At 45.4% G+C, this 12,890-nt stretch carries 14 protein-coding genes; 2 read left to right on the top strand and 12 right to left on the bottom strand.

Annotated features, from left to right (window positions below; translation table 11 throughout):
- Positions 1 to 5: 5 nt before the first annotated feature.
- The 7 genes from ACHBIE_RS02865 to ACHBIE_RS02835 all read right to left on the bottom strand — a co-directional run bounded on the left by ACHBIE_RS02865 (position 6) and on the right by ACHBIE_RS02835 (position 6,153).
- Entirely contained in the window at positions 6 to 815 is an 810-nt protein-coding gene (locus ACHBIE_RS02865; RefSeq protein ID WP_105111056.1) for a YidC/Oxa1 family membrane protein insertase, read from the bottom strand.
- Positions 799 to 1,158 (bottom strand): ribonuclease P protein component, encoded by a 360-nt coding sequence (gene rnpA / locus ACHBIE_RS02860; protein WP_105122258.1) that lies wholly within the window; start codon positions 1,156 to 1,158, stop codon positions 799 to 801. The genes ACHBIE_RS02865 and rnpA overlap by 17 nt, the downstream gene beginning before the upstream one ends.
- 86 nt (positions 1,159 to 1,244) lie before the next feature.
- Complete coding sequence (argH, locus tag ACHBIE_RS02855) at positions 1,245 to 2,633, bottom strand: argininosuccinate lyase (protein WP_394732671.1); 1,389 nt, start codon at positions 2,631 to 2,633, stop codon at positions 1,245 to 1,247.
- Positions 2,634 to 2,639: 6 nt separating this feature from the next.
- Positions 2,640 to 3,836 carry an argininosuccinate synthase gene (locus tag ACHBIE_RS02850; RefSeq protein WP_105111059.1) on the bottom strand — a complete coding sequence of 399 codons (1,197 nt, stop codon included), beginning with the start codon at positions 3,834 to 3,836 and terminating at the stop codon, positions 2,640 to 2,642.
- Between the two features lie 191 nt (positions 3,837 to 4,027).
- Complete coding sequence (locus tag ACHBIE_RS02845; protein WP_105160358.1) at positions 4,028 to 4,576, bottom strand: hypothetical protein; 549 nt, start codon at positions 4,574 to 4,576, stop codon at positions 4,028 to 4,030.
- A gap of 70 nt (positions 4,577 to 4,646) precedes the next feature.
- Positions 4,647 to 5,174, bottom strand: coding sequence for a transcription repressor NadR (locus tag ACHBIE_RS02840; protein ID WP_024397302.1), 528 nt, complete (start codon positions 5,172 to 5,174; stop codon positions 4,647 to 4,649).
- Between the two features lie 103 nt (positions 5,175 to 5,277).
- Positions 5,278 to 6,153, bottom strand: coding sequence for a VOC family protein (locus ACHBIE_RS02835; RefSeq protein ID WP_394732670.1), 876 nt, complete (start codon positions 6,151 to 6,153; stop codon positions 5,278 to 5,280).
- A gap of 121 nt (positions 6,154 to 6,274) precedes the next feature.
- Here ACHBIE_RS02835 and ACHBIE_RS02830 point away from each other — a divergent pair, with 121 nt between their 5' ends.
- On the top strand, positions 6,275 to 6,805 hold the full coding sequence (locus ACHBIE_RS02830) for an NUDIX domain-containing protein (protein WP_394732669.1): 531 nt from the start codon (positions 6,275 to 6,277) through the stop codon (positions 6,803 to 6,805).
- On the opposite strand, the gene ACHBIE_RS02825 is transcribed toward ACHBIE_RS02830, so the two are convergent.
- Positions 6,764 to 7,054, bottom strand: a complete 291-nt coding sequence (locus ACHBIE_RS02825) for a hypothetical protein (protein ID WP_394732668.1) — start codon at positions 7,052 to 7,054, stop codon at positions 6,764 to 6,766. The genes ACHBIE_RS02830 and ACHBIE_RS02825 overlap by 42 nt on opposite strands.
- 75 nt (positions 7,055 to 7,129) lie before the next feature.
- Here ACHBIE_RS02825 and ACHBIE_RS02820 point away from each other — a divergent pair, with 75 nt between their 5' ends.
- Entirely contained in the window at positions 7,130 to 7,492 is a 363-nt protein-coding gene (locus ACHBIE_RS02820; RefSeq protein WP_394732667.1) for a MerR family transcriptional regulator, read from the top strand.
- 36 nt (positions 7,493 to 7,528) lie between these two features.
- On the opposite strand, the gene mmuM is transcribed toward ACHBIE_RS02820, so the two are convergent.
- The 4 genes from mmuM to ACHBIE_RS02800 all read right to left on the bottom strand — a co-directional run bounded on the left by mmuM (position 7,529) and on the right by ACHBIE_RS02800 (position 12,809).
- Positions 7,529 to 8,476: a homocysteine S-methyltransferase gene (gene mmuM, locus ACHBIE_RS02815; RefSeq protein ID WP_394732666.1), complete on the bottom strand. Its 948-nt coding sequence runs from the start codon at positions 8,474 to 8,476 to the stop codon at positions 7,529 to 7,531.
- A gap of 12 nt (positions 8,477 to 8,488) precedes the next feature.
- Positions 8,489 to 9,865 carry an amino acid permease gene (locus ACHBIE_RS02810; protein ID WP_394732665.1) on the bottom strand — a complete coding sequence of 459 codons (1,377 nt, stop codon included), beginning with the start codon at positions 9,863 to 9,865 and terminating at the stop codon, positions 8,489 to 8,491.
- A gap of 137 nt (positions 9,866 to 10,002) precedes the next feature.
- Positions 10,003 to 11,457, bottom strand: coding sequence for a glutamate--tRNA ligase (gene gltX, locus ACHBIE_RS02805; protein ID WP_394732664.1), 1,455 nt, complete (start codon positions 11,455 to 11,457; stop codon positions 10,003 to 10,005).
- A gap of 71 nt (positions 11,458 to 11,528) precedes the next feature.
- Entirely contained in the window at positions 11,529 to 12,809 is a 1,281-nt protein-coding gene (locus ACHBIE_RS02800) for an MFS transporter (protein ID WP_105122264.1), read from the bottom strand.
- Between the last annotated feature and the right edge of the window lie 81 nt (positions 12,810 to 12,890).

Below are 12,890 nucleotides of genomic sequence, written 5' to 3'. Positions count from 1 at the left end.
CTATCCTATTTCTTTTTCTGGGCTTTTTTCTGAGCTTTCCTAATTTTAGCCTGGCGCGCTTTCTCTGCATCAATCTTAGCTTGACGCTCTGCTATGATTTTAAAAGGATTATTGAAAATCAAGGTTTGAACAACTTGGTAGGCGTTGGACACGGTCCAATAAAGGGCAACCCCGCTAGCTGACGTCACGGCAAAGAAGAAAATGAGAAACGGCATGACGTACATCATCACGGTCAGAGCACCATTTTTCTCTGGCGCAGCCTTATTGGTCAACCAGGTACTAAGGAAGGTGAAGACCGCTGCCAGAATCGGCAAGATAAAGTACGGGTCCGGCTGCCCCAAGTTCATCCAGAGAAACTGGCCAACCTTGAGAGCATCCACCTTAGTCAGGGCTTGGAAAAGAGCCAAAAGAATGGGCATCTGGATCAAAAGCGGTATAAAGGATGACCCCATGCTGACGCCGTTTTCTTTGTAAAGACGCTGGGTCGCTTCAGCCAATAATTGGCGGCTTTCCATATCCTTGCCTGGATAGCGTTCCTGCAACTCTCTCAGCTGCGGCTGAATTTCCTGCATCTTGCGAGAGGATTTTGCCTGAATCTGAAAGAGTGGCAACAATAAGGTCCGAATCAAGATAGTGAAAAGGATAATCCCAATACCGATATGACCATTGATAGACAAGAATTGGATGATGCTGGCAAACCACTCAATGAGTGAATCCCAGGCACCCGAAGATTGGTTGCTGGCTTGATTTCCACAGGCCGCTAACACGACAAGGGACAGGGTCAAGAGGCCCGCCCATTTAATTTTCTTTTTCAATCTCAACACCTTCCTGGTAGAGTTTCGCAAGTTTCAAAACATGGAGCAGATTCTTCTTGATTTCTTGGTAGGTCAATTCCTCCACACCCTTACGGGCAATGATGACAAAATCCTCTGCCTGTATATCCTCTTTCAATTCAAGCAGAACATGCCGCAGGCGACGCTTGATTTTATTGCGTGTGACGGCATTTCCTAACTTCTTGCTGACAGATAAGCCTACACGAAAATGCTCTTTTTGATTGGCCAAACGGTAGACCACAAAGCGTCGATTGGCAACATTGTGTCCCTTGGAAAAAATATCATTGAAATCTCGTTCGCGCTTGACACGGTAGCTTTTTCTCAAACTGTCACTCCATCTTTCAAAATTACCTCTATTATACCATAAAATTCAAAAAAGCCAATAAACATCACGTTTAGAGGCATTTTTCGTTATTTATCTGGGTTTAATTCCGCTGTCGCTTGCTGAATTTGGTGTTGAACTGACTCAAATCCTGTCCCACCCAGTGAGGTTCTGCGTTCCACCGCTGTACGAGATTGCAGGGCCTGGTAGATGTCCTCCTCAATCAAGTCCGTCACTTCTTGGTAACGTTCCAGCGGAATATCCTGCAAGTAGTGACCAGCCTTGGTGCATTCCAAGACTAGCTTGCCGACCACTTCATGGGCCTGGCGGAAAGGCATTCCCTTGCTGGCCAAGTAGTCTGCCAACTCAGTCGCATTGGAGAAGTCTTTCTCGGTTGAAACAGCCATTCTATCCTTGTGAACGGTCATAGATTCCAGCATACCGGCCAGAATGTCAATGGCTACTGTAATGGTCTCCGCCGTGTCAAACATGCCCTCTTTATCTTCCTGGAGGTCTTTGTTGTAGGCCAATGGCAGAGCCTTCATGACGGTCAGTAAACCAACCAAATTGCCCACTACCCGACCCGATTTTCCTCTGATCAACTCTGCCATATCAGGATTTTTCTTCTGCGGCATGATAGAGGAACCTGTTGAGAAGGTGTCCGATAGGGTGACAAATTGGTACTCGTGGGAACACCAGTTGATGATTTCCTCGCATAGACGAGAAGCATGCATCATGAGAATAGAGCTATTAGACAAAAATTCCAAGATGAAATCACGGTCAGACACCGCATCCAATGAATTGCTGTAAGGTTTGGCAAAGCCCATCAAATCAGAAGTCAGTTGACGGTCAATGGGAAAAGTAGTTCCTGCAAGGGCCGCTGCGCCCAGCGGTGACATGTCCGCATGCTGGATATTGAAAGTAAAGCGCTCGCTGTCACGGGTGAACATTTGATAGTAGGCCATGAGATGGTGACCAAAAGAAATGGGTTGGGCATGCTGCAAGTGCGTATAGCCCGGCATAATGGTCTCCACATGTTCCTCAGCCAAATGGACCAAGACCTGACGTAGATTGGCCAATTTCTCAATCACCTCATGGAGCTTGTCCTTGAGATAGAGGTGCATGTCTGTCGCGACCTGGTCATTCCGTGAACGAGCCGTGTGGAGCTTGCCAGCCACTGGACCGATTTTTTCCGTCAAGAGCGATTCCATGTTCATGTGGATGTCTTCGTTGGTCACGTCGAATTCCAGCTGACCAGTCTCATACTCAGCCAAGAGCTCTTCCAGACCAGCCTTGATAGTGTCTGCTTCAGACTGCTCAATGATACCTGTCTGACCCAGCATGGTCACATGGGCAATGGATCCTTGAATATCAAACTTGGCTAGTTTCTGGTCGAAGCGGATAGAGGCACCAAATTCCTCCACCCAGGCCTCCAAGCTGGCCTCAAAACGACCGCCCCATAATTTCTTTTCCATCAAAATCTCCTATTGGTTTTGGTGATGTACTTCCGCATTTACCTTGGTTGGCAAGCCCCAGAGCTTGATAAAGCCGACTGCTGCTGCCTGGTCAAAGGTATCTGCACTTGTGTAGGTTGCAAGATTTTCATCATAGAGTGAGTTTGGTGATTTTCTAGCAACGACTTGAGCTGTACCCTTGAACAATTTTACCTTGGCAGTACCGTTTACCACTGACTGGGTTTGTTTCAAGTAAGCCTTCAAAGCATCTGTCGCTGGATTGAACCACAAACCGTTATAAATCAAGTTTGACAATTCATTGGAAATGATTGGTTTGAAGTGAGCTACTTCACGAACCAGGGTCAAATCTTCAATTTCCTTATGAGCTGTCAAGAGGGTAATGGCACCTGGGCACTCGTAGATTTCACGCGACTTGATACCCACCAAACGGTTCTCAACGTGGTCGATACGACCAACACCATGGGCACCCGCAATCACATTGAGTTTCTGAATCAAATTAGCCAGGCTCAGCTCTTCTCCATTGACGGCAACAGGTACACCAGACTTAAATTCGATTTCGACATATTCAGGCGTATCTGGTGCCTTTTCTGGAGCAGTCGTGATACCGAATGCATCTTCTGGCGCCTCGTTCCATGGATTTTCCAAGACACCACACTCATTGGCACGACCCCAAAGGTTTTGGTCGATTGAGTAAGGGCTGTCCAAATTAGCTGGAACCGGCACACCATTTTCCTTGGCAAAGATAATCTCTTCCTCACGAGACCAGTGCCATTCACGAACCGGAGCCACAACCTTCAAGTTTGGATCCAGGGCAGCGATTGCCACCTCAAAACGAACCTGGTCATTTCCCTTACCGGTACAACCGTGGGCAATAGTCGTCGCGCCAGTCTGGTGGGCAATTTCAACCAGTTTTTTAGAAATCAAAGGACGGCTGAGAGCGGATACCAATGGGTATTTTTGCTCATAGTAGGCTTGAGCTTGGAGGGCAGGAAGCACGTAGTCATAGGCAAACTCTTCCTTAACATCGATAACATGGGACTCAACCGCACCGATCGACAAGGCCTTGTCATGGATAAATTCCAAATCCTTACCCTCACCCACGTCCATGCAGACAGCGACAACATCATAATCCTTCTTCAACCATGCAATAGCAACCGAAGTATCCAAACCACCTGAATAGGCTAGGATTAATTTTTCTTTCGTCATAATCATTCTCATTTCTATTTAAATTAGCAAATAAAACTTAGTGACTATTATAGTGTATATTTATACTTTTTGCAACATATTTATACACATTTTTTAAAAAAATTGAATAAATCTCGTACATTTACAGAAAAAACAAGAAAAAGCCAGAGACTTTTCTCCGACTTCTAGACTATATTTTATCTCAACTCACATTAAGGTTGATAAATTTTCCGTTCTTTCAAGATTTTCCAAAAATAATATGCCAAACTAAAATCGAGTAATCCATGAAGTGCAGAACCTAGACCAACTAAGCCAAGCATAGTCATCCAATAAGTATCTGAAGTCTGCCCGCCCGAAGTCAGGGCCATGACCACAATATACTCCCCTAAGCCATGAAGTAGATTGAGACCAATCCCTAATAGGAAGAAACGCTTAGTGTCTATAAAACTTGGAAATCGTTTTATTATAAAAGCTCCCAGAGTAAGAAAAATCAAGTGGGTTAATGCACGAAATACGATGACAATAGGAAATCCTGCTAAAAAGAAGCCTAGACTGGAGCCCAATGCTACCAATATGGCCGTTGCTGGTGAAATAAACATTGCAATAAACAACGGAATATGACTAGCAAGTGTATAAGATGCTGGTCCAATAACAATTTTAATCGGCATTATCAATGGAATCAAAATAGCAAATGCAGTAAGAATCGCACTAATGGAAAGCTGCTTGACGGAACTTTTAGATGATAGTGTTAATTGGGACATAAGGAACCTCTCTTTCTATAGGTTCGATTATAAACCAAAACATTACAGGTGTCAAGACACCTGTAATGTTTTATTGATTTTCTAGCAAAATTCCTGCAGCCTTTAATACCAAAGAAAGTTCTTGGTAGGCTTGAACCGAGGGAAATGAGACAGTATGAGTATGAACTCCTTCTGTTAAATTACTCAATAGTACTCCTTTATAATGACTCAAATCATCTAAAAAACGGTCCCGATCTTCAAAACTGGTAATATTTAGTTTGCCAGATAATAGACCGTAAATAGGATGTTCAATTTCGACATCAAGGATTTGAGCTCCTCCCTCTAATAGGATAGTCAACTCTTTTTCAACATCTTCTGGTCCATGTTGACAAGCTATTTTACGAATATAAGCACCTTCAAGAGGCGCCAGAGAAGACTGCAGTAGGTAGCCTCTCGGAGTCGCCAAAACCAGATCCCCCTCTGCTCGAAGCAAGGCTATATCTCCCACAATCACCTGACGGCTCACTCCAAATTCTTTTGCTAGGTAATTCGCTGAAAGTGGTTGAGATGTTTCCTGTAAAAGTGATAAAATGTGCTTTCGTCTTTCTATTGCTTTCATGTGGTCTCCCCTCTACTTTCTTTCATTATACCAAAAACCGAGCCAATTCATTCTTGTCTAATAAAAAAAACAGAAACTGCTATCCAGTTCCTGCCAATCTTGACTAATTTAATATCGTTTGAATAGTTCCGATATCTAGACGTTTCATTGTCATTACTGCAGCATTCACAGCCTTAATCTGTTCTGGGCTAGCCGTATCGTATGCCTCCATCAAAATCCGCGGTACAATCTGCCAGGAAATCCCAAACTGGTCCTTGACCCAACCGCACATTTCCGCCTCTGGCACTGCTGACAGGAGGTCATAATAGAAATTGAGTTCATCCTGACTATCCACATAGACCATGAGCGAGAAGGCTTCGTTGAATGAAGCTTCACCACCGTAGCCGTGGTCCATGACAATCATTTTCTGTCCAGCGACAAGAAGTTCCGCGTAATTCAGCTTGGCAGCCTCAACAGCAGCCTCCCCTTCACCGTAGTAGGAAAGTTGACCGACACTAGCCTGAGGGAGCTTGTCCTTGTAGTAGTCCAACATAGGCTGGGCCAAACCAACCTGATCCTGAGAGAAGAGCAGGCAGATGTCAAACTGATAAGAATTGTCCAAGTCCGGTGCATAAGACAGTTGCCAAGACAGACCAAAGCGGTCTTCCAACCAGACATAGTAAGGGCTGAAAGGATATTCTCCCAAAGGCATGAGCACACGACCGCCTTCTGACAAGGCTTGGTACAAACGTGTCACTTCATCCTTGCTGGCTACATTGACCATGAGGGACATGGACTCATTGAGCTTAAAGTATGGACCCGCACTAATAGCCGCCAAGGTCATATCGCCCAGTTGAAACTGAATCAAATCCGAATCACCCGAAGGCGTATCCGTAATGGTGTAGGTCCAGTCCAGCTTGCCACCGAAGAGGTCCACATAAAAAGCCACCGCTTCTTTTGCCTCTGTGTCATACCAGAGATGAGGAATAATAGGTTGCATAAATTTCTCCTTTGAGTTAGTGGCCCCCAGTATAACACTTGTCCGTACAAAAACAAAACATGTTGCTTTGCACTTATAGATGTGCTATACTGAATAACTACAAAATTGACTGGAGAATGAAATGGAAATCTGGAACGCCTACACAGCCGACGGTCACTTGACCGACCATATCCTCACACGCGGAGAAACCATTCCCGATGGCCTATACCACCTAGTCGTCGAGTGCATCATCCGCCACCGCGACGGCAGCACCCTCTTCATGAAGCGCGACAGCACCAAGCCCTCCTACCCTGACTATTATGAAGCAACAGCAGGAGGCTCGGCCTTGTTTGGGGAAATAGCAGAGCAGGCCATATTACGCGAAGTCCGCGAAGAGACAGGCATTGAGCTGACAGCTGACCAACTCCGCCACCATACACACTTTATCGCCCATGATGACCAGTGCATTTTCCACTGCTACTGGGCTGAAACCAATTGGGACAAATCGACCATCCAACTCCAAACGGATGAAACCAGCAATTATATCTGGGTCCCACAAGAAAATTTGAAAGATTTTCTTGAAACAGAACTGGTCATTCCAAGGCAGAAGGACTATGTGGAGAGGCTGTTTTTAGAACAAGAACAGGGCAAGAACGAGAATGCTACTCAGTAAAAGATGAGATAAAAAGTGACTGAGACGATTTCTCCCAAAAAGAATGCGACCACCTAAGACACGCACACCGCAAGCCAAGATTAAACCGAAAATAAATCCCCAAACTGTCTGCCAGCCCAACAAACTGAGCAAGACTGGGGAGGAATATAAAACCAGTAACCAGTTAGGAAGTTGCTTACGATATACCCAAGCAGATAGCGGTAATAGCCCCAAATAAAGCACAATCAAGCATTTAACAACAATAATCATATAGAACTCCTTTCCCCACCAATTTATCATGAGGGGGTGACCCCCTGTCAAACGAAATTAGTAAAAGAGGAAGTTATGAAAACAGGACAAGTCATGCAACAATTTGGTATCAAACGTGATACGCTTCGTTTCTACACCGAACAAGGATTGCTACAACCTCAGCTGGTTAACGGTAACTACTACTGGAACGAAGCAGAAATCAACAACCTAGAAAATATACTAGGACTTCGCCAGTTAGGCCTATCTGTGAAAGCTATTATCCGTATCAAAGAACTTCACGACACCAAATGCGGCAGTCTCGAACAGCTAAAAGAAAACAAACAGGTTATACTGGATGAAATTGCCGACCGTGAAAAACAAATCCTCCTACTCCAAGAACAGAAGGAAAATCTAGAAAATCTACTCCAGCAGATTGAGGAAAAATTACAGAATTTATAACAAAATCCCCGCCGTCATGTGACAGCGGGGATACTTTTATTTCAATCCAGCAACTAGACTTGCAATATCGGCTGGTCGGGTACGGCAACACCCTCCAACTACATTGGCGCCCAGTTCGTGCCATTCAAGTGTGTTGTCCAGAAGAGAATGGCTGTCGCCTGCTTTTTCCTTCCAAGTTTGAGTGGCTCCATCATAGACTTCCCCAGAATTCGGATAAGTCACAAATGGTTTATCCGTTTTTTCTCTCAACTTGCCAAGGAAAGCTGAGTACAGCGAGGGAGCCGTACAGTTAAGACCAACCGCCAAAATCTGCTCACTGCTGTTGACCAGCTCTGCTATTTTTTCAATAGACGTTCCGTCAGAAATCGACTGCCCGTCCTGTGAGGTGAAACTGATATAGGCTTCAGCCTCTGGAAAATCCTCTGCCAGCAACTCTACCAAGGCTTGTGTTTCAAGAAAATTTGGAATGGTCTCCAAGGCCAAGAGTTCCGCACCCTGTTCTAGGAGGAGTTCGATTCTGCGACGGTGGAAATCTTTTAACTCTGACAGACTAATGTTGCCATAATCACCCGTGTATTCAGCACCGTTGGCCAAATAGGCTGCGTAGGGACCCACGTCACCTGAAATGAGAGGATAGGTTCGTTGTGCTTTTTCATCTTCAGCCAATTCAGCCCAGACCTCATCACGCGCTTCCTTGGCCAAATCAACGGTCAAGCGAATGAGGTCCTCCGCCTCTGCTTGTGACAAGCCAACTTCTGCTAATCCTTCAAAGGTCGCCTGATAGGTGGAGCTTGTCACCAAGTCCGCACCTGCACGGATATAATCTTTGTGAATATCCTTGATGAACTGGGGATTTTCCAATAGATACTTGGCAGACCAGAGCTTGCCCGATACATCATGACCACGAAACTCCAACTCTGTTCCAAGAGCACCGTGTAAAATGATATATTCCTTTTGTTCTAATAGTTCTTTAAAACGCCCCATACTTGAACCCTCCTACCACTTTTTAAAGCGGATATAGTGATAAATATAGCAGCCAATCATGAAAGGAACACCGAAGTATAGACCGGCACGCTGTGAAGGATCCCAGCCGATTCCAATGATGGAAATAACTAGCAGAATAACGGTAATCCATGGTAAGGTCGGTGAAAATGGCGTCTTGTATTCCAATTCCTCTTCACTGTGAGTTTTCAAAAATTCACGACGGAAACCGATTTGTGCAAGCGGAATAGCCAACCAAGCAATGACAACTGCAAAACCAGCGATAGAAACCAGGGCCAAGAAGATGGTATCTTCTGCATAAATTGACGCAATCAAGGCTATTACAACACCAATCATGGACAAAATCATGCCACGCATAGGCACACCATGCTTATTAATCTTCACTAATTCCTTACTAATCATGCCTTCATTGGCCAAAGACCACAGCATACGACTTGAAGCGTAAAGTCCTGAAGTTGAGGCTGATAAGATAGCTGTCAAAATGATGAAGTTCATAATATCTGCATCATAAGGGAAGCCAATCTTGTCCAAGACAAGCACAAACGGCGCTTCTGTCACACCTGCCTCTGACATAGGAAGTAGGGCTGCCAAAACAACAATTGTCAAGACAAAGAAGATAACCAAAAGACCGATGGTCGATTTAATAGCTTGTGGCACGGCTTTCTTAGGGTTATCTGTCTCCCCTGCCGCAATTCCAATCATTTCCACACCTGAAAAGGCATAGTTAACAGACAGCATGACCGTGATAAAACCAACCAGACCATTAGGAAGTAAACCGTTACTTGTGATATTGTTAAACAGTGGCGCAGCATTGGTTCCCTCAAATGGCAAAATACCAAAAATAGCCAAAGTCCCAAGCACGATAAAGGCTGCTATGGCATAGACCTTGATAGACGAGAGCGCATCCTCCGCCTTGGCAAACCAGCCAACTGATAGGGTGTTCAAACCAAATACAATAACTGCAAAAATCGTCGCAAAAATCCAAATCGGTACACTAGGAAACCAGCGTTGCATGAGCTGGGCTGCCCCAACAAACTGCGAGGCCAGAGCAACGACCCAGCAGAGCCAATACATCCAGGCCACCATAAAACCAGTACCTGGACTGATAAACTTGGTCGCATAAGTGTGGAAAGATCCAGTCACCGGCATTGCAACCGACAATTCACCCAAAGAAAACATGACCAAATAGACCATGACAGCTCCGAAAAGATAGGCCGCAATAGCTCCAAAAGGCCCAGCCTGTGCAATGGTATAGCCTGAACTCAAGAACAAACCTGTCCCGATAACCCCACCGATAGACAACATCTGCAAATGGCGACTGTTCATCTCTCGATTAAAAGTACCCTGATTTTCAAAATTATGATTTTCCATACACTCTCCTAAATTCTTGTGATTAGTCTATCATACCATGAATTTTCAGAAACTGGTTATATCGTTTTCAAGCTTATTTCCATAGTTTTAAACTATAACAAATCCCCACCGCCATATGACAGTGGGGATTATTTGTATTACAAACTCTTCAACATATTCTCAATATGCTGGATAGATTTTTCACGGCCGAGGAGGTAAATAGTGTTTGGCAACTCTGGCCCATGCATTTCACCTGAAACAGCGATACGGATTGGCATGAAGAGGTTTTTGCCCTTGATGCCTGTTTCTTTTTGAACAGCCTTGATTTGTGGGAAGATGTTATCTGGTTGGAAATCCTCGTCCGTCATGGCTTCCAATTTTTCCTTAAGAGCATTGAGGACAGTCGGAACAGTCTCACCTGCCATGACTTCTTTTTCTTCATCCGTCAATTCTGGAAAATCAGAGAAGAAAAGGTCTGTCAAACCAACGATTTCATCCGCAGATGACATTTGTGGCTTGTAAAGTTCCACCAATTTTTCTGCCTTGTCTGTCAAGCGACCAGCCTCTTCCAAGAATGGTTTAGCAAGGTTGAAAATGGTCTCCAAATCAGCTTTTTTGATGTATTCATTGCCCATCCAAGCCAACTTTTTCGGATCGAAGGAAGCTGGTGACTTGCTGAGGCGGTTCTCGTCAAAGAGTTGGATAAATTGCTCACGGGAGAAGATTTCTTCCTCACCACCAGGAGTCCAACCCAAAAGTGTGATAAAGTTGAAAACAGCTTCTGGCAGGTAGCCTTTTTTGCGGTAATCTTCGATAAAGGCAAGGGTATTGGTGTCACGTTTGGACAATTTTTTACCCGTTGCAGAGTTGATAATCAAGGTCATGTGGGCAAATTCTGGCGCTTCCCAGCCCAGTGCCTCATAGACCATGAGTTGCTTGGGTGTATTGGCAATATGGTCATCCCCACGGATAACGTGCGAAATCTCCATCAAATAATCGTCAATCACCACGGCAAAGTTGTAGGTTGGGTAACCGTCACGTTTCTGGATAACCCAGTCACCACCAATGTTGCCACCTTCGAACTCGATTTGACCCTTAACCATGTCATTCCACTTGTAGATACCAGCTTCATTGACAGCCAAGCGTACAGTTGGGACAATGCCAGCCGCCTCACGCTCTGCGATATAGGCAGTTTTTTCATCCTCAGACATGCCAAGGTATTCATTGATATAGCGAGGTGTTTCACCTGCAGCTTCCTGGCGCTCACGCTCCGCCGCCAACTCTTCTTCGGTCACGTAAGACTTGTAGGCCTTTCCTGAAGCCAAGAGCTCATCGACATACTTCTGGTAAATATCCAAACGCTCAGACTGGCGGTATTGCTCATGGGTTTCTGGGCTTTCATCCCAATCAATGCCCAACCAACGCAGGTTTTCCAGCTGAGAACGCTCTCCGTCTTCCACATGGCGTTTACGGTCTGTGTCCTCGATACGAATAAGGAAAGTACCGCCGTGATGACGGGCAAAAAGATAGTTGAACAATGCTGTACGGGCATTTCCGATATGCAAAAGTCCTGTTGGACTTGGTGCGTAACGCACACGAATTGGTTTAGTCATGTTTCTCTCCTGTAAAATTTCAATCAAGAACATTATAGCATAGTTGCCCCGCAGATAACAGAAAAATCAGCCTAAGCAGACTGATTTTGAGGTGTTTTTTGCTTGCGGGCCAGCCAGTAGAGGACGTATAGGACTAAGATTCCAGTAGCTGATAGGAAAAGACCGCTAATCTGATCGACGGCCAATACCAAGACCAGACCTGAAACAAGTAGGCGAACAAAAGCCTGACCCAGCATAAAGTAGGTCGATACTGCACCGCCGATAGTTGCCAGTTGCTCCTCTGGCATGGAGTTGACAAACTTGGCATTAAACTTGGGACCACTAGCCCCAAAGCTAATTCCCATTGTAGTAAGGAAGAAGAAAATAATTGGCAGTTGATGTAGCAACATTCCGACAAAAACGCCAAGAAGAGAGAAAGTGGCTGCCACTTCCAGCGTCACCATGCTGGTCTTTTTGAAGAGGCTAAAGACCAAGGTCGAACCCAAGATATTGCCAACAAAGAAAATCAAAATGGTCAGGGCAAGAGTCGTTTCAACATTAAGGAAGACGAGGCCTGGGTCTTCGCTAATCAAGAGGACCAGAATAGGATAGAGAATCGCTCCACAGGCATTGATAAGGGGGCTGGTAATCAGGACCAGACGGAACTCGGGAATCTTGCGAAGCTCCACGATGGCTTGCTTGAAGGAAGCTAGAATGCCCGGTCCTTTGGTTTTTTGCTCAGTCTGGCTCGGCTGCTCTGCTATTTTCAAAGGCTGCTCCGTCAGGAGTTTGCGAAAGGCTGGTGTCAGCAGCTGCATAATGAGGAGGGCGGCTAAAAAGGTGCCGGCGTTGAGAAAGGCCAGGTTTTGGTAGGAGAGGAGGCCGACCAAGAGGGCAGAGAGGGCCTGAAAGGCGATGTTGAGGAGGCTGGTCACGGTCTGGCGAAAGGCCGAGTACTGCTCCCGCTCTTCCTTGGGCGCTACGCGTAATCCCAGAGGTGTATAGAGGCCGTTTTCATAGAAGCCGGCGAAGTCTGCAAAGACATTGAAAGTTGCAGCCACCACGACAATCCAGAGGGCTGGCTCAAAGCCCATGCAGAATCCGAGGATGAGGTAGAGAAGGACACGGAAGAGAAGGGTCAGCTTGATAGTGCCGATTTTGTTGACTGTCTTATCTGCCAAATAGCCTGTAAAGAGTCCCATAAAGCTAGGGAAGATTTCCGAGAAGGTCACAATCGCCAGAGCCAGACGGCTGTTGGGCACCAGCAAAACATAGTTCATCAAGGCCAGATAATAGACCACATCGCCAAAATTGGACAGCATATCCGCAGTCAATACCCATAGGTAAGTAGTATTTTTCAAAATCTTTTTCATGATAATCCCTTTCTTTTGAATAATTTCCAGAATATTCAGATTTTTTATCCTACAGAGGAGCCTGGATAGACTGCTCTCTGT

This window comes from Streptococcus sp. A23, assembly GCF_043674155.1.
Taxonomy (GTDB): domain Bacteria; phylum Bacillota; class Bacilli; order Lactobacillales; family Streptococcaceae; genus Streptococcus; species Streptococcus suis_V.
The sequence above is the reverse complement of the archived record's forward strand: the minus strand, read 5'-3'. Positions and strand labels throughout refer to the sequence as shown.

Bases quoted from the DNA above. Each gene is read 5' to 3' on its own strand.
- ACHBIE_RS02835 (WP_394732670.1), bottom strand. From the start codon at position 6,153: ATGCAACCTATTATTCCTCATCTCTGGTATGACACAGAGGCAAAAGAA.
- ACHBIE_RS02830 (WP_394732669.1), top strand. From the start codon at position 6,275: ATGGAAATCTGGAACGCCTACACAGCCGACGGTCACTTGACCGACCAT.
- ACHBIE_RS02800 (WP_105122264.1), bottom strand. From the start codon at position 12,809: ATGAAAAAGATTTTGAAAAATACTACTTACCTATGGGTATTGACTGCG.
- ACHBIE_RS02810 (WP_394732665.1), bottom strand. From the start codon at position 9,865: ATGGAAAATCATAATTTTGAAAATCAGGGTACTTTTAATCGAGAGATG.
- ACHBIE_RS02845 (WP_105160358.1), bottom strand. From the start codon at position 4,576: ATGTCCCAATTAACACTATCATCTAAAAGTTCCGTCAAGCAGCTTTCC.
- mmuM (WP_394732666.1), bottom strand. From the start codon at position 8,476: ATGGGGCGTTTTAAAGAACTATTAGAACAAAAGGAATATATCATTTTA.
- ACHBIE_RS02820 (WP_394732667.1), top strand. From the start codon at position 7,130: ATGAAAACAGGACAAGTCATGCAACAATTTGGTATCAAACGTGATACG.
- ACHBIE_RS02840 (WP_024397302.1), bottom strand. From the start codon at position 5,174: ATGAAAGCAATAGAAAGACGAAAGCACATTTTATCACTTTTACAGGAA.
- ACHBIE_RS02850 (WP_105111059.1), bottom strand. From the start codon at position 3,836: ATGACGAAAGAAAAATTAATCCTAGCCTATTCAGGTGGTTTGGATACT.
- ACHBIE_RS02825 (WP_394732668.1), bottom strand. From the start codon at position 7,054: ATGATTATTGTTGTTAAATGCTTGATTGTGCTTTATTTGGGGCTATTA.
- gltX (WP_394732664.1), bottom strand. From the start codon at position 11,457: ATGACTAAACCAATTCGTGTGCGTTACGCACCAAGTCCAACAGGACTT.